At 67.4% G+C, this 17,804-nt stretch carries 18 protein-coding genes; 12 read left to right on the top strand and 6 right to left on the bottom strand.

The window, feature by feature from the left end; translation table 11 throughout:
* Positions 1–348: 348 nt before the first annotated feature.
* From era to K368_RS0109300, 5 genes are read right to left on the bottom strand one after another with little or no spacing between them, the layout of a single operon-like run.
* On the bottom strand, positions 349–1,335 hold the full coding sequence (gene era, locus K368_RS0109320) for a GTPase Era (protein ID WP_027172157.1): 987 nt from the start codon (positions 1,333–1,335) through the stop codon (positions 349–351).
* On the bottom strand, positions 1,328–2,140 hold the full coding sequence (rnc, locus tag K368_RS0109315) for a ribonuclease III (RefSeq protein ID WP_027172156.1): 813 nt from the start codon (positions 2,138–2,140) through the stop codon (positions 1,328–1,330). The genes era and rnc overlap by 8 nt, the downstream gene beginning before the upstream one ends.
* An 11-nt stretch (positions 2,141–2,151) precedes the next feature.
* Complete coding sequence (gene lepB, locus K368_RS0109310) at positions 2,152–2,952, bottom strand: signal peptidase I (protein WP_027172155.1); 801 nt, start codon at positions 2,950–2,952, stop codon at positions 2,152–2,154.
* A 60-nt stretch (positions 2,953–3,012) separates the two neighbouring features.
* Positions 3,013–3,468, bottom strand: coding sequence for a holo-ACP synthase (acpS, locus tag K368_RS0109305; protein ID WP_027172154.1), 456 nt, complete (start codon positions 3,466–3,468; stop codon positions 3,013–3,015).
* Positions 3,465–4,232, bottom strand: coding sequence for a pyridoxine 5'-phosphate synthase (locus K368_RS0109300; protein ID WP_027172153.1), 768 nt, complete (start codon positions 4,230–4,232; stop codon positions 3,465–3,467). The genes acpS and K368_RS0109300 overlap by 4 nt, the downstream gene beginning before the upstream one ends.
* A gap of 115 nt (positions 4,233–4,347) precedes the next feature.
* On the opposite strand from K368_RS0109300, the gene K368_RS0109295 reads away from it, so the two are divergent.
* From K368_RS0109295 to K368_RS0109285, 3 genes are all read left to right on the top strand, one after another.
* Positions 4,348–4,722 carry a PH domain-containing protein gene (locus K368_RS0109295; protein WP_027172152.1) on the top strand — a complete coding sequence of 125 codons (375 nt, stop codon included), beginning with the start codon at positions 4,348–4,350 and terminating at the stop codon, positions 4,720–4,722.
* Between the two features lie 71 nt (positions 4,723–4,793).
* Positions 4,794–5,057 carry a PepSY domain-containing protein gene (locus K368_RS0109290; protein WP_155935071.1) on the top strand — a complete coding sequence of 88 codons (264 nt, stop codon included), beginning with the start codon at positions 4,794–4,796 and terminating at the stop codon, positions 5,055–5,057.
* A 96-nt stretch (positions 5,058–5,153) separates the two neighbouring features.
* The gene (locus K368_RS0109285; RefSeq protein WP_027172150.1) at positions 5,154–5,819 is read left to right on the top strand and encodes an MgtC/SapB family protein; all 666 of its coding nucleotides are present in this window, start codon (positions 5,154–5,156) and stop codon (positions 5,817–5,819) included.
* Between the two features lie 4 nt (positions 5,820–5,823).
* Here the strand turns inward: K368_RS0109285 and K368_RS0109280 are convergent, their stop codons facing one another.
* Entirely contained in the window at positions 5,824–7,602 is a 1,779-nt protein-coding gene (locus K368_RS0109280) for a methanol/ethanol family PQQ-dependent dehydrogenase (RefSeq protein ID WP_027172149.1), read from the bottom strand.
* A gap of 353 nt (positions 7,603–7,955) precedes the next feature.
* On the opposite strand from K368_RS0109280, the gene rpsF reads away from it, so the two are divergent.
* From rpsF to purF, 9 genes are all read left to right on the top strand, one after another.
* Positions 7,956–8,423, top strand: coding sequence for a 30S ribosomal protein S6 (gene rpsF / locus K368_RS0109270; RefSeq protein ID WP_027172148.1), 468 nt, complete (start codon positions 7,956–7,958; stop codon positions 8,421–8,423).
* A 3-nt stretch (positions 8,424–8,426) separates the two neighbouring features.
* The gene (gene rpsR, locus K368_RS0109265; protein WP_018045049.1) at positions 8,427–8,708 is read left to right on the top strand and encodes a 30S ribosomal protein S18; all 282 of its coding nucleotides are present in this window, start codon (positions 8,427–8,429) and stop codon (positions 8,706–8,708) included.
* Positions 8,709–8,941: 233 nt separating this feature from the next.
* Positions 8,942–9,970, top strand: a complete 1,029-nt coding sequence (locus K368_RS0109260; RefSeq protein ID WP_027172147.1) for a membrane protein — start codon at positions 8,942–8,944, stop codon at positions 9,968–9,970.
* A gap of 70 nt (positions 9,971–10,040) precedes the next feature.
* Positions 10,041–10,604: a 50S ribosomal protein L9 gene (gene rplI / locus K368_RS0109255; protein ID WP_018045051.1), complete on the top strand. Its 564-nt coding sequence runs from the start codon at positions 10,041–10,043 to the stop codon at positions 10,602–10,604.
* Positions 10,605–10,897: 293 nt separating this feature from the next.
* Positions 10,898–12,385: a replicative DNA helicase gene (locus K368_RS0109250; protein ID WP_027172146.1), complete on the top strand. Its 1,488-nt coding sequence runs from the start codon at positions 10,898–10,900 to the stop codon at positions 12,383–12,385.
* A 288-nt stretch (positions 12,386–12,673) separates the two neighbouring features.
* Positions 12,674–13,783, top strand: a complete 1,110-nt coding sequence (alr, locus tag K368_RS0109245) for an alanine racemase (protein WP_155935069.1) — start codon at positions 12,674–12,676, stop codon at positions 13,781–13,783.
* 188 nt (positions 13,784–13,971) lie between these two features.
* Complete coding sequence (gene radA, locus K368_RS0109240; RefSeq protein ID WP_027172144.1) at positions 13,972–15,408, top strand: DNA repair protein RadA; 1,437 nt, start codon at positions 13,972–13,974, stop codon at positions 15,406–15,408.
* Between the two features lie 128 nt (positions 15,409–15,536).
* On the top strand, positions 15,537–16,133 hold the full coding sequence (locus tag K368_RS0109235; RefSeq protein ID WP_027172143.1) for a CvpA family protein: 597 nt from the start codon (positions 15,537–15,539) through the stop codon (positions 16,131–16,133).
* A gap of 180 nt (positions 16,134–16,313) precedes the next feature.
* Positions 16,314–17,804, top strand: coding sequence for an amidophosphoribosyltransferase (gene purF, locus K368_RS0109225; RefSeq protein ID WP_027172142.1), 1,491 nt, complete (start codon positions 16,314–16,316; stop codon positions 17,802–17,804).

Raw genomic sequence — 17,804 nt, 5'->3', positions numbered from 1 at the left:
GCGCGACAGCACGCGCGCCTCGAGAGTCGGGCGTTGAGGGAAGGACAGAGAGGTCCGCGACTCGGAATCGAGTGCGGCTTCGCGATTGGTAGCCGGCGATGGCCTCGTTGGAAAGGTTATCTTCGCCGCATCCGTTAAATTCGCAAAATCGAGCGAATCGGTTGGCAACAGCCTGTCAAGTCATTGCCAAGCTCTTCTGTACGGAATCATTCAAAGAAGGCCGTTCAATTGCCGCCATGCCTTGAGAATCCCAACCTTCCGCAAAACGATACTGTGGTTTATGCGGCAGCGCAGCAAGAGACGGGCATCCGATACCTCGAATCGTGCTGTGCCACATTGGGCCTTCTTTCATCCACGCGGGAATTCAAGTCCCATTTCGCGGTAGCGCGCCGGGTCGTCGGCCCAGTTCTCGCGCACCTTCACGTGCAGGAACAGGTGGACGGGCTGATCGGCCGCCTCGGCGATCTCGCGCCGCGCCGCCTGCCCGATCGCCTTGATGGTCTGGCCTCCCTTGCCGAGAACGATGGAGCGCTGGCTCTCCCGCTCCACGAAGATCGTCTGCTCGATCCGGACCGAGCCATCCGTCTTCGCCACCCACTGGTCGGTCTCCACGGTGGAGCGGTAGGGGAGCTCTTCGTGGAGCCGGTCGTAGAGCTTCTCGCGGGTGATCTCGGCGGCGAGCATGCGGAGCGGAGCGTCGGAGACCTGGTCCTCCGGGTAGAGCCAGGGGCCGGGCTGCATCATCCCGGCCAGGGTCTTGCGCAGCGTATCGATGCCGTCCCCGTTGAGGGCGGAGATCATGAAGGTGTGGGCGAAGGCGATGCGCTCGTTGAGCGAGGCGGCCAGGGCCAGCAGACGGTCGCGCGGGATCAGGTCGATCTTGTTGAGGATCAGCGCCTTGGGGCGGCGCACCTCGGGCAGGCGGGCGAGGATCGCCTCGACCTCCTCGGTGACGCCCTTGCGGGCATCGACGAGGAGGCAGATCGCGTCCGCATCGGCGGCGCCGCTCCAGGCGGAATGTACCATCGCGCGGTCGAGGCGGCGCTTGGGCGCAAAGATGCCGGGGGTGTCCACCAGGATGATCTGGGCGCTGCCCTCCATGACGATGCCGCGCACCAGCGCCCGCGTCGTCTGGACCTTGCGCGAGACGATGGAGACCTTGGTACCCACGAGGCTGTTGAGCAGGGTCGACTTGCCGGCATTGGGCACGCCGATCAGGGCGACGAAACCGGCGCTTGAATCCGCCGGAATGACCGGCAGCGGCTTGATCTCGGGCAGCGGGGCCTGAGGGGGCAGGTCGTCCTCGTCGTCGAAATCGTTGTGATCGTCAGGCATCGGAGTCGCTTTCTTCACCGACGTCCGCCGACGTCTCCATTCCGTTGAGGGGGGGCGTGCCAGCCTGCTGGCTCACACCGTGGACCTCGCGGTCGAGGACGAGGCGGGCGGCCTCCTGCTCGGCGAGGCGTTTCGAAGGGCCGGTGCCGTATCCGGGCTCCAGGCCCTCGACACGTGCGGCGATCCGGAAAACGGGGGCATGGTCCGGGCCGGACCGCTCCACCACCTCGTAGACGGGGATCGGCAGGGCGCGGCCCATCGCCCATTCCTGCAGGGCAGATTTCGCGTCGCGTCCGCGCGGTGCCGCCGTGTCGGTGCCCGGCGCGAAAGCCGTCAGGACGATGGCCTTCGCCGCCTCGTATCCGGCATCGAGGAAGACGGCGCCGAGGATCGATTCGCAGGAATCCGCCAGGATCGTCTGGTTGCGGCGGCCTCCGCTCTGGACTTCACCCGGGCCGAGGGCGAGATGCGGCCCCACATCCCAGGCCGTCGCCACCGCGGCGCAGGTCTCCCGGCGCACGAGCCCAGCGAGACGCCGCGACAGGTCGCCTTCATCGGCTTGCGGGAAGGCTTCGTAGAGCAGATCGGCGATGGCGAGGCCGAGCACCCGGTCGCCGAGGAATTCGAGGCGCTGGTAGCTTCCCACCCGTCCGCCGCCGCCGGCCTTGCTGACATGGGTCAGGGCCAGGGACAGCAGGGCACGATCGGCGAAGACATGGCCGATCCGCTCTTCGAGCACGTTCAGGCCGGGCTTCGGTCGCGGTGCGCGACGCGCCCGGCTGGAAGGACGCGCCTCCTCACCCACGATCGATCGTCCTAATGGATGCTGCTGAAGATGCGGCCCCACCGCACCTTCGTCGGCCATTGCCAAATCTGCCAGGCGGGCGTGCCCTCGTCGATGGAGAAGAAGATCATTTCGGCGCGGCCGACGAAATTCTCGAACGGGACGAAGCCGACATTGGCGAGATCGCGCGAATCCGTGGAATTGTCGCGGTTGTCGCCCATCATGAAATAACGGCCCGGCGGCACGAGATAGGGCTCGGTATTGTCCCAGTAGCCGTTGTCGCCCTCGCGCTCGATCACCTGATGCACCACGCCGTTGGGCAGGGTCTCGGTATATTGCTCGACTTTCGTCTCCTCGCCGTACGGACCGGTGGTCTCGTAGGGGGCGATGCGCTCGCGCTTCACCGCCACGTCGTTGATGTAGAGGATGCCGGCCTTCATCTGGATCTTATCGCCGGGCAGCCCGATCACGCGCTTGATGTAGTCGGTGGCATTGTCCTTCGGCAGCTTGAACACGGCGATGTCGCCGCGCTTCGGCTCCGCCGCCCAGATCCGGCCATCGGCCTTGAAGGGCAGATACTCGCTGAGGGGCAGCGAGTATTTGGAATAGCCGTAGGAATATTTCGACACGAACAGGTAATCGCCCACCAGCAACGTCGGCACCAGCGATCCGGACGGGATGTTGAAAGGCTGGAAGAGCAGCGTGCGCACAACGAGGGCGATCAGCAGCGCCTGGACGCCGACCTTGACCGTCTCCTTGATGCTCGCCCAGGCGCCGGTATCGGCCGCCCTCAGGTCTCGCTTCGTCTGGTGATCCACGCGCGCTCGTTCCATCTGTCTGCAATCTCCGGCTCGACGCGCGAACCCGATCGACTGTCGGTGATGACCGGCGGTCTAGACCATGCGGTCGGGGGCCGCAACGCGAGCGATCGCCGGCTCAGCATGCGTGGTCGAGAGGGGCAAGGCTTCGATGATCACGAATGCTTGCGCCATGGGCGGATCGTCGGTGAGCGTCACGTGGATCTTCGCGGCATGCCCGACGGGAATCATCGTCCGCAGGCGCTCCGCGGCACCGCCGGTGAGGCGCAGGGTCGGCGCCCCGCCCGGCAGACTGACCACCTCCATGTCGCGCCAGAACACGCCGTGGCTCATGCCGGTGCCCAGCGCCTTGGCACAGGCCTCCTTGGCGGCGAACCGCCTCGCATAGGACGGAGCGCGGGCGGCGCGCCCGTCCGACTTCGCACGCTCGCCATCGGTATAGATCCGGTGGGTGAAGCGCTCGCCGTAGCGCTCCAGGGAGCGCTCGATCCGGCGGATGTCGCAGAGGTCCGAGCCGATGCCGACGATCATGCCGCGATCCCCGTCCGGGCCCGATCCATCGCGGCGCGCATGTCGCGGATCGCCTGGCCGAGGCCCCAGAAGATGGCCTCGGCGATGAGCGAATGGCCGATATTGAGCTCGGCGAGTTGCGGCAGTGCCGCCACCGGCCCGACGCTGTCGAGGGCGAGACCGTGGCCGGCATGGACTTCGAGGCCGATCCGCGAGCCATGGGCGGCGGCCCGCGCGATGCGGGCGAGTTCATGCGCCACCCGTGCGCCGTCGCCCTCCGCCACGGCCTCGCAATAGCTCCCCGTGTGGAGTTCGACCACGGGCGCCTCCAGACGAACGGCCGCCTCCATCACCGCCTCGTCGGGCTCGACAAAGAGCGAGACGCGGATGCCGGCGGCTGACAGAGCGGCGATCCGGGGTGCGAGATGGATTGCCTGCCCGACGATGTCGAGGCCGCCCTCGGTGGTGCGCTCTTCGCGCTTCTCGGGAACGAGACAGGAGGCGTGCGGCCGCAGGCGGGTGGCGATGCCCACCATCTCGTCGGTGGCCGCCATCTCGAAATTGAGCGGCACGGAGAGCCTCGCCATCAGCGCCTCGATATCGGCGTCTCGGATGTGCCGGCGGTCCTCGCGCAGATGCGCGGTGATGCCGTCCGCCCCGGCTTCGACGGCAAGCAGGGCAGCGGCGACCGGATCGGGGTGGATGCCGCCGCGGGCGTTACGCACGGTGGCGACGTGGTCGATATTCACCCCGAGGCGCAGGGGAACGGGGGTTGTAGCGGACATCATGCGGCTCCGGACGGCAGGCGGGTCCCGAGAAAAAGGACGACCGGCGGAGGATGTGCCGGGCCGGCTCGTCCCTAAATAGGGGCAAGGCGGCATTTTCGGGATAGGCGGCGCAATGGGAATTCTCGACGGCCTGTTCGGCCATGGCAGCGACCTCTCTCCGCAGGAGGTGAACGACAACCTCGCGGGAATCCTCACCCAGGGCGAGGCGGTGCAGGTCGCGTTCCGGGTGATCCGCGACCTCATCGTCTTCACCGACCGGCGGCTGATCCTGGTGGACAAGCAGGGCATGACCGGGCGCAAGGTCGCCTATATGACCGTGCCCTACCGCGCGATCACCTGTTTCTCGGTGGAGACCGCCGGCAGTTTCGATTTCGATTCGGAACTGGCGATCTGGGTGTCCGGCCGGCCCGAGCCGATCAGGAAGACGTTGAAACGCGGAGCCGACATCCTCGGCATCCAGCAGGCGATCGCCGCCTCGTTGAGGTGAGCCTTCCCCGGAACCGGCAAACCCTAGGAGATGTTTGCCCTTCGACGGCAAATAAAACCCCGGAGGACCCCATGAAGACTCTGAAACCCGCGCTCCTCGCCCTCCTCCTCACCACCGGATCCGCCGGCATCGCGCTCGCCGACAAGCCGGGTGCGGACTGGATGCCGGCCGAGCAGGTCAAGCAGAAGCTGATGGAGGCAGGCTATACCGACATCACCGAATTCGAGGCGGATGACGGCCATTGGGAAGGAGAGGGCATGAAGAACGGCGTGAAGATGGAATTCCACGCCGATCCGAAAACCGGCGCGATCCTCTCCGAGAAGCCCGACAAATAGGCCGGGCGACAGGCGAATAGGCCCGACGAAAGGATTGTCGCGGTCGTGATCTCTGCCTAGGACCGAGCGACGAAGGTCGGAGCGGGAGGACGGCGAGTGATCGGCAATCTCGAGATCCTGGGCCGACTCCTGCTCGCGGCGCTGCTCGGCAGCGCCGTGGGTTTCGAGCGAGAGCGCCTCGTCTGGGCGGCAGGCATGCGGACGCATATGCTCGTCTGCGTCGGCTCCTGCCTGATCGTCATCGTCTCGGCCTTCGGCTTTTCCGACATTCTCGGTACGCCCAACGTCTCCCTCGACCCGTCACGCATGGCGGCACAGGTGGTGTCCGGCATCGGCTTTCTCGGCGCCGGCACGATCATGCTGCGCGGGGAGATGGTGAAGGGCCTCACCACGGCGGCGGGGTTGTGGGCCGTGGCCGCCATCGGGCTGGCTGCGGGAACGGGCCTCTACGTGGCGGCGATCGCGACCACCGCCATCGTCCTCCTGATCCTGGCGGGGATGAAGCCGCTGGAGAAGCGCTACCGCGAGCGCGCGCAGACACGGACGCTTACCATCACGGCCAGGCGCGGCACGATCACCATCGAAGTCCTGCGCGGCCTGTCCGGCTCCTATGCCTCCCGTCTCCTCCAGTTCGTCGCGCAGCCGACTGCGGAGGACGGCATCGACACGATCGACGTGTCCTACGTCCACGTTCCGGAGAAGAGCTTCGACGAGATCGTGGCCGCGCTCCGCGCCCGCGAGGGCGTGACGAGCGTCTCCTGAAACGTCAGTCACGCGATTCGGGAAGGGCGAAGACCGTGAGTTGCCCGCCGAGCGCCGTGTAACGCGACAGGCCGGCATAGCCGCCAACCGCGCCGGCCCCGTCGGCCGGATCGGTGAGACCGGCGGCGAGACCGATCCCCGCCCAGCCGCCGACGCCCGAGAGCACGGCGACGTATTGCCTGCCGCCATGGAGGTAGGTCGTCACGTTGCCGATGATGCCCGAGGGCGTCTTGAACCGGTAGAGTTCGCGGCCCGTCCGCGCATCGACGGCCTTCAGGTAGCCTTCCAGCGTTCCGTAGAAGACGACGCCGCCGGCCGTGGCGAGGGCGCCGGACCAGACCGAGAATGGCTCGGTGTTCGACCAGACGATCGTCCCGGCGACACCGTCCCAAGCGATGAACCGACCCGTCTCGGGACCGTCCTCGGCCGGTTGCAGGGTCACCGTGGCGCCGACGAAGGGGATGCCGGGCGTGTAGGTGACGTGGAACGGCTCGTAGCTCATGCAGATGTGGTTGGTTGGCACATAGAACAGCCGAGTGATCGGTGAATACGCCGCCGGTTGCTCGTTCTTGGCGCCGATGGCACCGGGGCAGATGCCGGTGGTGGTCTCGTCCTCTCCCGTCTTGTCGGGTGAACGGCGCGGATCGACCAGGGGGCGCCCGTAACGGCCGGAGCCTTTGTCCATGTCGATACCGGTCGCCCAGTTCACCGCAGGATCGAATTTTTCCGCCACCAACAGTTCACCGGTGCTCCGGTCCAACGTGTAGCCGAAACCGTTACGGTCGAAATGGGTGAGAAGCGGACGTATCCGGCCTTCGAACTCCTGATCCGTGAGGATCATCTCGTTGACGCCGTCGTAATCCCACTCGTCGTGGGGCGTCATCTGGTAGACCCATCGCATCATGCCGGTATCCGGGTTGCGGGCGACGATCGCCGTCGTCCACTTGTTGTCGCCGGGACGCTGCTTCGGATTCCAGGTCGAGGGGTTGGCGGTGCCGTAATAGATGAGGTCGAGCTTGGGGTCGTAGGAGTACCAGCCCCAGGTCGCCCCGCCGCCGGTCTTCCACTGGTCGCCGGCCCAGCTTCCGAGGGACGAATTCTCCCCGATGGGCCGGCCGAGGGAGGTGGTCTTCTGCGGATCGACGATCATGTCCGCGTCCGGCCCCGTCGAATAGCCGCGCCAGAGCCGTTTCCCGGTCCGGGCATCGTAGGCGGTGATATGGCCGCGGGCCCCGTACTCGGCTCCCGAGATGCCGACGATGATCTTGTCCTTCACCGGCAGCACGGTGGCGGTGTTGGTCTCGCCGACCGCCGGATCGCCGTTCTTGACCGACCAGTTCACTCGCCCGGTCCTGGCATCGAGGGACACCAGGGTCGTGTCGGCCTGGTGCAGGATGATGGCGCCGTCGGCATAGGCGAGGCCACGGTTGACCGTGTCGCAGCACATCACCGGGATGACGCTCGGGTCCTGCTTCGGCTCGTACTTCCAGACGATCACGCCGTCCTTGTCGAGGTCGAGGGCATAGACGATGTTCGGGAAGGGGGTGTGGACGTACATCATGGTGCCGACGACGAGGGGCGCACCCTCGTGGCCGCGCAGGACGCCGGTCGAGAACGTCCAGGCCACCTGCAGCTGCTTCACGTTGCCGGCGTTGATCTGGTCGAGCTTCGAATAGCGCGTGTTGGCGTAATCGACCGTCTGGAGCACCGGCTCGTCGGCGAGAACCGGGCCGGACGCGAGGAGACAGACGAGGAGGGCGGCGGCTCGGTTTCTGCCTGACATCGGCGATCCTCCAACGTGGTGCGCGCGTTCCGATCCGCTCCTCTACCATCGGAGCCGGATCGATTCGCGGGCCTCCGTGTCGCTGGGATCGCGGCGATCGTCCTTGCCATCCCGCCGGAACTCCTCTATGCGCCGCACCTCGTGTTCGCTCCGGCTGGGGGCTGAACGGACGGTGCCGGCTTGTTCGGCATGCGGAGTTCGCTCCATCGTCCCGTGTCTCCGCCTTCGATCAACCGCTCGGGCCTTCAAACGGCTCGAAGGGCTTGGCGCCGGGTGAAACGCGTTGAACCGGCCCGACGATCGACACCCGCACATCCGTGCCGTCGGGCCCCTTTTGCTATGAAGGGCCCGTTATGCCTCTTTATGAACACGTCTTCCTGGCGCGCCAGGACGTGACGTCCCAGCAGGTCGAGACCATGGTCGAGACCTACAAGGGCGTCATCGAAGCCAATGGCGGCAAGGTCGAGAAGATCGAGATGTGGGGCGTGAAGTCCCTCGCCTACCGCATCAAGAAGAACCGCAAGGCGCATTTCACGCTCCTCAACGTCGACGCCCCCCCGGCGGCCCTCGCCGAGATGGAGCGCCAGATGCAGATCTCCGAGGACGTTCTGCGTTTCATGACCGTCCGCGTCGAAGAGCTCGAATCCGAGCCGTCGGCGATGATGCAGAAGCGTGACCGCGACGACCGCAAGGATCGCGAGCGCGGCCGTCGTCGTGACGACGAAGGCTTCGGTGGTGGTGGATTCGGTGGCGACCGGGATCGTGGTGACCGCGGCGATCGCGGCGACCGTCCCGAGCGAAGCTTCGGCGGGGAGAACTAAGCCATGGGTTTCGGTGCTGGACCTGGTGCGGCTCCTGCCGCTGGTGGTGGTGCGGGCGGCGGACGTCGTCCCTTCTTCCGTCGTCGGAAGACCTGCCCGTTCTCGGGCGCGAACGCTCCCAAGATCGACTACAAGGACGTCAAGCTCCTGTCGCGCTACGTCTCCGAGCGCGGCAAGATCGTGCCGTCGCGCATCACTGCGGTGTCGGCCAAGAAGCAGCGTGAACTCGCCCAGGCGATCAAGCGCGCCCGCTTCCTCGGCTTCCTCCCCTACGTGATCAAGTAAACCCTCGACCTCTTCACGAGGTCCCCTCCTCCCCCTTGTGGGGAGGAGTTGGAGGTGGGGTGGTTGGGTGACCCTCGGCCTGTGGAGGCTGGAGGCGCCCCCCACCCTCGATCCCTGCCCACAAGGGGGAGGGAATCTACACGCCGGCGGCATTGGCGCTGCCGGACGTCGTTGGGGCGAGAAGAAGCGCCTCTAACCCTGCCCTTTTCGGGGACAGCGGGACAGCGGGATCAATGAAACAGTTTCTCGGCATCGGCATCGGCGCGGGCCTCGTCTCCGCACTCCTCTTCGGCGTCCTGCTGAAGGGCACGCTGCTGTCCATCGTGCTCTACCTGCTCGCCCCGCTCCCGATTCTGATCGTGGGCCTCGGCTGGAGCCACAAGGCCGCCCTCGTCGCTGCGATCACGGGCGCCGTCGCCCTCGCCTTCCTGCAGCCCTTCCTCGGCCTCGGCTACCTCGCCTATCTCGCCCTGCCGGCCTGGTGGCTCGCCTATCTCACGCTGCTCGGGCGCCCGAACGCCGACGGCACCATGGAATGGTACCCGACGGGTCGGCTCCTCGCCTGGACCGCGTGCACGGCCGGGATCGCCTTCGTCGCCATTGCGGTCATCGCCTCGCCGAGCTTCGACACCTTCCAGACCCAGTTGCGCGGCATGACCCGCACGCTGGTGACGATGCAGGGCAAGCCCCGGGCGACGCCTCCCGCCGCGGCGCCGGCCGAGAAGTCGCCCGCCGAGACGACACCGGTGCCCCCGGCCGAGCTCGATGCCAACGCGGCGCCCTCCACTGAATCCGGCACCGACCAGCAGAACGCGGTGGCCGACGCACTGGCGACGATCGCACCCGGACTTGCGACGCAGGGCCTCGCCGTGCTGCTCACCTTCTATCTCTGGGCCGCGGCCCGGATCGTGCGCATCTCCGGCCGCCTGCCCCGGCCCTGGCCCGACATCCCCTCCACCGCGATGCCGCGCTCCGCCCTCGGCATCCTGGGAGCGGCCGTCGTGCTTGCTCTGGTGCCCGGCTATCCGGGCGTCCTCGGCATCGCCCTGATCGGTGCGCTTACCGCCGCCTTCGCCATGCAGGGTCTCGCCGCCTTCCACGACCGCAGCCGCGGCCGGCCCGGACGCATGGCCCTCCTGTTCGGGCTATATCTGATCCTGTTCTTCACACAGGGCGTCGCGCTGTTCGCCCTGACCCTGTTCGGCCTCGCCGACACCGCCTTCAACCGGCGCCGTCCCAAGGAGGACGCCGGACGAACCTGAGCCCCGGCTCCCGCATCGCGCGGCCGGGACTCTCTCCCCACCCACCCCCCTTCAGACAAGGACTGGAATTATGGAAGTCATCCTCCTCGAGCGCGTCGCCAAGCTCGGCCAGATGGGCGAGACCGTGAACGTGAAGCCGGGCTACGCCCGCAACTTCCTCCTCGCCCGCGGCAAGGCCCTGCGCGCCACCGCCGGCAACAAGAAGCACTTCGAGACCCAGCGCGCCCAGCTCGAAGCCCGCAACCTCGAGAAGAAGAGCGAGGCGCAGTCCGTCGCCGAGACCCTCGAGGGCAAGAGCTTCGTGCTGATCCGCCAGTCGGGCGAGACCGGCGTGCTCTACGGTTCGGTCTCCACCCGCGATCTCGCCGAGGTCGTCACCGCCGAGGGCTTCACCGTCGGCCGCGACCAGTTCGCCCTCAACCAGCCGATCAAGACGCTGGGCCTGCACACCGTGCCGGTGGTGCTGCACCCCGAGGTCGAGGTGACCGTCACCGTCAACGTCGCCCGTTCGCCGGAAGAGGCCGAGCGTCAGGCCCGCGGCGAATCGACCACCGAGCGTGAGGCCTTCAACCTCGATGACCTCGGCCTCGAAGTCGGTGCCGCTCTCGCCGAGGCCGGCGACGACCGCGAGTAAGTCTCGTCCACAACCGGTGGAGAACGGGGATCATCACCTCGAGGGGTTGACTGGTTCCTGATTTGTTCCAGCATGGCGCCTGTCATCCCGAAAGGGGTGGCAGGCGTTTTTCGTGTTTGTCCACACCCGGCAACCTCATCCTGAGGTGCCCGGATCGGAGAGGCAACGAGCGCATGGCGGGAATCGGCTAAGGTTCGGCTAACCATGCCTGGGCCATGGTCGTGCGGTAGCGGAATGGTGCGGCGATGGAATCGCCGCACGGTGTCGAAGAAGTCGGAGCCTCGAGTCAGCCCATGGCCCTGCCCAACGCCCTGACGGCAAACCTCCAGAGCGTGACGCAGGAGTTCCGCGTCGCGCCCCACAACATCGATGCGGAGCAGGCGCTGCTTGGCGCCATCCTCGTCAACAACGACGCCTATTACCGGATCTCGGACTTCCTGCTGCCCGAGCATTTCATGGAGGACGTCCACCGCAAGATCTTCGAGGTCGCCGCCTCGCTGATCAAGGTCGGCAAGCTCGCGACCCCAATCACGTTGAAGACCTATCTGGGCGACGCCGATCTCGGCGGCCAGACGGTGATGCAGTACCTCGCCCGCCTCGCTGCCGAGGCTACCACCGTCATCAACGCGGGCGATTACGGTCGCACCATCTACGACCTCGCCATCCGCCGCCGGCTGATCACCATCGGCGAGGATCTCGTCAACGGCGCCTACGAGGCGCCGGTGGAATCCTCGCCCCGCGACCAGATCGAGGGCACCGAGCGCCGGCTCTACGAGCTTGCCGAATCGGGCAAATACGATGGCGGCTTCCAGAAATTCTCCGATGCGCTCACCGCCGCCGTGGACATGGCGGCCAAGGCCTATCAGCGCGACGGCAAGCTCTCGGGCATCGCCACCGGCCTGTCGGATCTCGACGCCAAGATGGGCGGTCTGCAATCCTCCGACTTGATCATCCTCGCCGGCCGCCCGGCCATGGGCAAGACCTCGCTGGTAACCAACATCGCCTTCAACGTGGCCAAGGCCTACCGGGGCGAAAAACAGCCCGACGGGCGGATCGAGACCAAGAACGGCGGCATCGTCGGGTTCTTCTCCCTCGAAATGTCGGCGGAGCAGCTGGCCACCCGCATCATCGCCGAGCAATCCGGCGTGCCCTCCTACAAGATCCGCCGCGGCGACATCCGGCCGGAGGATTTCTACAAGATCACCGACGCCGCCCGCGACATGCAGACGATCCCGTTCTACATCGACCAGACCGGCGGCATCTCCATCGCGCAGCTCGCCGCCCGCGCCCGGCGCCTGAAGCGCCAGAAGGGCCTCGACCTCCTCATCATCGACTACTTGCAGCTGCTCTCCGGCTCAGGCAAGCGCAGCGACAACCGCGTGCAGGAAATGACCGAGATCACCACCGGCATGAAGGCGCTCGCCAAGGAACTGGCGGTGCCGATCATCGGCCTGTCTCAGCTCTCGCGTCAGGTGGAGAACCGCGACGACAAGCGTCCGCAGCTCTCGGACCTGCGTGAATCGGGCTCTATCGAGCAGGACGCCGACGTGGTGATGTTCGTGTTCCGCGAGGAATACTACGTCAACAACAAGAAGCCGCGCGAAGGCACCGAGGAGTTCTTCGCCTGGGAGGCGGAGATGAACCGCGTGCACGGCAAGGCCGAGGTGATCCTCGGCAAGCAGCGCCACGGCCCCACCGGCACGGTGGAGCTGCAGTTCGACGCCAACATCACGCGCTTCTCGGATCTGGCGAGCGAAGACCGTATGCCCGCGCGCATGTGACCGGTCCCATCCCCGCCGGGTTCGCCGCTCGTCCCGTGTGCCCAAGGGTTGGAGCCCCCTCCTCCCCCTTGTGGGGAGGAGTTGGAGGCGGGGGTGTCGCCGCCAGCCTCAGCCGAGGGAGGATCGCCCAACCACCCTCACCCCTCCCCACAAGGGGGGGGGAGACGCGCTACAGAATGCGCCGTCTTTCATGATCCACCACGCGAGGGGTGGTAGACTCGTGTTCCTCACATGAGATTTGCAGGCAGCGGAGAGTGCCCGATCACCGCACTCGAACGAGATCCCGCCATGGCGATCGCCGACCCTGAAGCCGCCATCCACGGCGCACGTCTCACCATCGATCTCTCGGCCGTCGCCGAGAACTGGCGGCGGCTCGGCGCGCGGGCGCCGCACATTCCCTGCGCCGCCGTGGTCAAGGCCGATGCCTATGGCTGCGGCCTTGTGGAGGTCGCGCCGGTCCTGTGGCAGGCCGGCTGCCGGACGTTCTTCGTCGCCCATGCCAGCGAAGGCGCGGTCGCCCGGTCCGTCCTGCCGGAGGCGGTGATCTACGTCCTCAACGGCCTCGCTCCCGGCAGCGGCCCGGCTCTCGTGGCGCACGCCCTGCGCCCGGTCGTCGGATCCCGCGAGGAACTCGACGAATGGGCGGCGCTGGGGGCGGAGGCGGGCCGGCCGCTCCCGGCGGCCCTTCACGTCGATACGGGCATGAACCGCCTCGGCCTGACCGTGCCCGAAGCCCTGGCGCTCGCCGGCGACCCGATCATCGCGGCCGCCGGGATCGACCTGCTGATGAGCCATCTCGTCAGCGCCGAACTGCCGGACGAGGCGATCAACCGCCGCCAGTGCGAGGCGTTCGGGGACGTCCTGCGCGCCTATCCCGGCATTCCGGGTTCGCTCGCCAATTCCTCCGGCTGCTATCTTGGCGAGGGCGTCGCCAACGACCTGCTCCGGCCGGGCTACGCCCTGTTCGGCGGCAATCCGACCCCGTGGCGGCCGAACCCGATGCGGCCGGTCGTCCGGCTCGAAGCGTCGATCGCTCAGGTTCGCGACGTCGCGGCCGGAGACGGCGCGGGCTACAATGCCCGCTGGACCGCCCCCGGCCCGCGACGGCTCGCCACCCTGTCGTTGGGGTATGCCGACGGCTATCCGCGCTCGGCGAGCGGGCGCGGCCATGCCCTCGTCGGCGGGGTGCCCTGCCCCATCGTCGGCCTGATCTCCATGGACCTGATCATCCTCGACGTCACCGACGCGCCCGCCGCCCGGCGCGGCGAACCGGCCATCCTGATCGGCGATTCCCTCGACGTGGACAGCGTCGGCCGCGCCGCCGGCACCATCGGCTACGAGATACTGACCGGTCTTGGTTCCCGTTATGTTCGTCGTTATGTAAGATCGATAGATTGATCCGGCGATTCCTACTCCATCGCCTCATCCTGAGGAGCCGAAGCGAAGCGTAGGCCTCGAAGGAGGGCTTCAGATGGCGCAGCGGGCTCTGGACCCCTCCTTCGAGGCCCGCTGACGCGGGTACCTCAGGATGAGGGCGCGGGTTGGATGGCCGCAAACTGTCGTCCGTGCTTCCTCAAAAGGCGATCATGGCCAAGATCCACCAGACCTTCGTCTGCCAATCCTGCGGCGCAGTCTACAATCGCTGGCGCGGGCGCTGCGAGGCCTGCAACGGCTGGAACACGATCGTCGAGGAGACGGGCGGGAGCGGCCCTCAGGCCGGTCCGGTCAAGACTCGGCCGAGCCGGTCGCATGGTCGCATCTTCCCCCTCGAAGGACTCACCGGCGAGGCGCGCGAGGCTCCGCGCATCCCCTCCGGGATCGGCGAACTCGACCGGGTGACCGGCGGCGGCTTCGTGCGCGGTTCGGTGATCCTCCTCGGCGGCGATCCCGGCATCGGCAAATCGACCCTTCTGATGCAGGCCACCGCCGCCATGGCGCGCACCGGCGAGCGCGTGGTCTACATCTCGGGCGAGGAGGCGGTGGCGCAGGTGCGCCTGCGGGCCGAGCGCCTCGGCCTGTCGAGCGCGGCGGTGGATCTTGCCGCCGAGACCAATGTCGAGGACATCGTCGAGACCCTGAGCCAGGGCCGCCCGCCCGCGCTCGCCATCATCGATTCGATCCAGACCATGTGGACGGAGACGGTGGAATCGGCCCCCGGCACGGTGACCCAGGTCCGGTCCTCGGCGCAATCCCTGATCCGCTTCGCCAAGACCACCGGCACGGCGGTGATCCTTGTCGGCCACGTGACCAAGGACGGGCAGATCGCCGGTCCCCGCGTGGTGGAGCACATGGTCGACGCCGTGGCCTCCTTCGAGGGCGACCAGGGCCACCATTTCCGCATCCTGCGCGCGGTGAAGAACCGCTTCGGTCCCACCGACGAGATCGGCGTGTTCGAGATGACCGATCGCGGGCTCGCCGAAGTTCCCAACCCATCCGCTTTGTTCCTGGCCGGACGCGACCATGCGGCGCCCGGAACGGCGGTGTTCGCCGGCATGGAGGGCACGCGGCCCCTGCTATTGGAGATTCAGGCCCTCGTGGCGCCCTCCTCCCTCGGCACGCCGCGCCGTGCCGTGGTGGGCTGGGATCCCAACCGCCTGTCCATGGTGCTCGCGGTGCTGGAGGCCCATGGCGGCATCCGGCTCGGCACCCACGACGTCTATCTCAACGTCGCCGGGGGCCTGCGCATCACCGAACCGGCGGCGGACCTCGCGGTGGCGGCCGCCCTGGTCTCGTCGCTGTCGGGCGCGGCGCTGCCGGGCGAGACCGTCTATTTCGGAGAGATCGGTCTCTCCGGCGCGATCCGCCCGGTGGCGCAGGCGCCGTCGCGGCTGAAGGAAGCGTTGAAGCTCGGCTTCGCCAAGGCCGTCACGCCGCAAGGCCGCAACGAGATCGGCGACAGCTCCCTGCCCACGGAGGCCCTGCGCCACATCGCCGATCTGGTGGCCGGCATCGCCAGCGGCGCGCCCAAACGCGGCAGGCCCGAGCGCAACCCGGCGCGGTACGAATACGAGGACGACGAGTGAGGCCGGACGCTTGTCCGCACCGGAGGGTGACGGCCGAGATTCCGCACGATATACAGGCGCGGCGGCGAGGGGGAGCCGCACGAGCCGGCGATCGTCAGCCCCTCTGCCCCGTGCGACCATAGCCTTAAATGCCGTTTTCCGTTCTCGATCTGGCCGTTCTCGGCATCGTCGTCATCTCGGCCCTGTTGGCCGCCGTCCGCGGGGCGACACGCGAGGTGCTGGCCATCGTCGCCTGGGTCGCCGCCGCGGCGGTCGCCTGGAAGCTCTATCCCCTGCTGCTGCCCACCGTGAGCCAGCACGTCTCGAACGCCACCGTGGCGCTCGTCGCCTCCATCGCGACGATCTTCCTCGCCACGCTCATCGTCGTCTCGATCATCACGGTGAAGGTCTCCGACATGATCCTCGATTCGCGCATCGGCGCGATCGACCGGTCCCTCGGGCTCGTCTTCGGCGCGGGACGCGGCTTTCTCATCTGCGTGATCGGCTGGGTGTTCCTCGCCTGGCTGGTCCAGGGCAAGATGCCCGACTGGGCGGCCCAGGCCCGCAGCCGTCCGATGCTCGAGAAATCGGGGGACGCCCTGGTGGCGCAGTTGCCCGAGAATCCGGAAGGGTTCCTCAAGCAGTTCAAGAAGTCCAAGGGCGATGCGGCGGACCCTGCCGAACCGGCGGCCGACGGCGATGCGGCACCCGCCCAGCGCCGCACCGAGCCGCCGGCCCGGCGCTGACCTTCTCACGCAGCGCGTCTGATCTGCGTGGCATGCCGCTTGGTTGCGGGGCCAAGGCCGACTAAATGACGGCTTCTTGCAGGAAGCGGCCGTCGTCATAGATCGGTCGCAGGATGCAAGCCGGTCCGTGGACGGTGCCGAACTCGGCAGCGGCGGGCAACCTTAGGATCGCAGAACCAGATGTCAGCACGCAGCGCGAGCGCCCGCCATTCGGTCGACGTGGTGGATGGGCTGGACCGGGACGGGGACACCCTGCGCGAAGAGTGCGGCGTCTTCGGCATATTCGGCCATCCAGACGCCTCGGCCATCGTGGCCCTCGGGCTCCATGCCCTCCAGCACCGGGGCCAGGAAGCGGCGGGCATCGTCTCCTTCGACGGGCACATCTTCCATTCCGAGCGCCGCCCCGGCCTCGTCGGCGATTCGTTCTCAGACCGGTCCACCATCGAGCATCTCGAAGGCTCGGCCGCCATCGGCCACGTGCGCTACTCGACGACGGGCGGCACGATCCTCCGCAACGTCCAGCCCCTCTTCGCCGAACTCGCCAGCGGCGGTCTCGCGGTGGCCCATAACGGCAACCTGACCAACGCCCTCTCCATCCGCCGCGATCTCGTGCGCGACGGCGCGATCACCCAGTCGACCTCCGACACGGAAGTGATCCTGCACCTCGCCGCCCGCAGCCGGGCGCCGCTCATCGTCGAGCGCTTCACCGAAGCCCTGCGCCAGGTCCAGGGCGCCTATGCCATCGTCGCGCTTACCAACAAGAAGCTGATCGGCGCCCGCGACCCCCTGGGCATCCGCCCCCTGGTCCTCGGCGAACTCGACGGACGCTACATCCTCGCCTCCGAGACCTGTGCGCTGGACATCATCGGCGCGAAGTTCATCCGCGACGTGGAGAATGGCGAGATCGTCGTCATCTCCGAGGAGGGCATCGAGTCGATCCGCTTCGCGCCGGCGCAGCCCATGCGTCCGTGCATTTTCGAATACATCTACTTCGCCCGGCCGGATTCGGTGGTGAATGGCAAGAGCGTCTATTCCGTCCGCAAGAACATCGGCCACGAACTCGCCCGCGAATCCGCCACCGCCGCCGACGTGGTGATCCCCGTGCCGGATTCCGGGGTGCCGGCCGCCCTCGGCTTTGCTCAGGAAACCGGCCTGCCCTTCGAGATGGGCATCATCCGCAACCATTATGTCGGGCGCACCTTCATCCAGCCGACGCAGTCCGTGCGCGAACTCGGCGTCCGCATGAAGCATTCGGCCAACCGCGCCGTCGTGGAAGGCAAGCGCATCGTCCTCGTGGATGACAGCCTGGTGCGCGGCACCACGTCCGTGAAGATCGTGCGGATGATGCGCGAGGCCGGGGCCAAGGAAGTTCATTTCCGCATTGCCTCGCCGCCGATCACCTATCCGGATTTCTACGGGATCGACACGCCTGAGCGCGAAAAGCTGCTCGCCGCCACCCACGACCTCGAAGGCATGCGCCGCTACATCGGCGCCGATTCCCTCGCCTTCCTCTCCATCGAGGGCCTCTACAAGGCCATGGGAGAGGAGGGCCGCAACGAGTCCTGCCCGCAATACACCGACCATTGCTTCACCGGCGACTACCCGACCGGCCTGACCGACCTCGCCATCGCCGGGCCGAAGCGTCTCGCCATGCTGGCCGAAGCGGATTGA

This window comes from Methylobacterium sp. 10, from assembly GCF_000519085.1.
In the GTDB taxonomy this organism is placed as follows: domain Bacteria; phylum Pseudomonadota; class Alphaproteobacteria; order Rhizobiales; family Beijerinckiaceae; genus Methylobacterium.
This window is presented reverse-complemented; position numbering and strand designations above follow the sequence as displayed.

Bases quoted from the DNA above. Each gene is read 5' to 3' on its own strand.
- era (WP_027172157.1), bottom strand. From the start codon at position 1,335: ATGCCTGACGATCACAACGATTTCGACGACGAGGACGACCTGCCCCCT.
- lepB (WP_027172155.1), bottom strand. From the start codon at position 2,952: ATGGAACGAGCGCGCGTGGATCACCAGACGAAGCGAGACCTGAGGGCG.
- acpS (WP_027172154.1), bottom strand. From the start codon at position 3,468: ATGATCGTCGGCATCGGCTCGGACCTCTGCGACATCCGCCGGATCGAG.
- K368_RS0109300 (WP_027172153.1), bottom strand. From the start codon at position 4,232: ATGTCCGCTACAACCCCCGTTCCCCTGCGCCTCGGGGTGAATATCGAC.
- K368_RS0109295 (WP_027172152.1), top strand. From the start codon at position 4,348: ATGGGAATTCTCGACGGCCTGTTCGGCCATGGCAGCGACCTCTCTCCG.
- K368_RS0109290 (WP_155935071.1), top strand. From the start codon at position 4,794: ATGAAGACTCTGAAACCCGCGCTCCTCGCCCTCCTCCTCACCACCGGA.
- K368_RS0109280 (WP_027172149.1), bottom strand. From the start codon at position 7,602: ATGTCAGGCAGAAACCGAGCCGCCGCCCTCCTCGTCTGTCTCCTCGCG.
- rpsF (WP_027172148.1), top strand. From the start codon at position 7,956: ATGCCTCTTTATGAACACGTCTTCCTGGCGCGCCAGGACGTGACGTCC.
- rpsR (WP_018045049.1), top strand. From the start codon at position 8,427: ATGGGTTTCGGTGCTGGACCTGGTGCGGCTCCTGCCGCTGGTGGTGGT.
- K368_RS0109260 (WP_027172147.1), top strand. From the start codon at position 8,942: ATGAAACAGTTTCTCGGCATCGGCATCGGCGCGGGCCTCGTCTCCGCA.
- rplI (WP_018045051.1), top strand. From the start codon at position 10,041: ATGGAAGTCATCCTCCTCGAGCGCGTCGCCAAGCTCGGCCAGATGGGC.
- K368_RS0109250 (WP_027172146.1), top strand. From the start codon at position 10,898: ATGGCCCTGCCCAACGCCCTGACGGCAAACCTCCAGAGCGTGACGCAG.
- alr (WP_155935069.1), top strand. From the start codon at position 12,674: ATGGCGATCGCCGACCCTGAAGCCGCCATCCACGGCGCACGTCTCACC.
- radA (WP_027172144.1), top strand. From the start codon at position 13,972: ATGGCCAAGATCCACCAGACCTTCGTCTGCCAATCCTGCGGCGCAGTC.
- K368_RS0109235 (WP_027172143.1), top strand. From the start codon at position 15,537: ATGCCGTTTTCCGTTCTCGATCTGGCCGTTCTCGGCATCGTCGTCATC.
- purF (WP_027172142.1), top strand. From the start codon at position 16,314: ATGTCAGCACGCAGCGCGAGCGCCCGCCATTCGGTCGACGTGGTGGAT.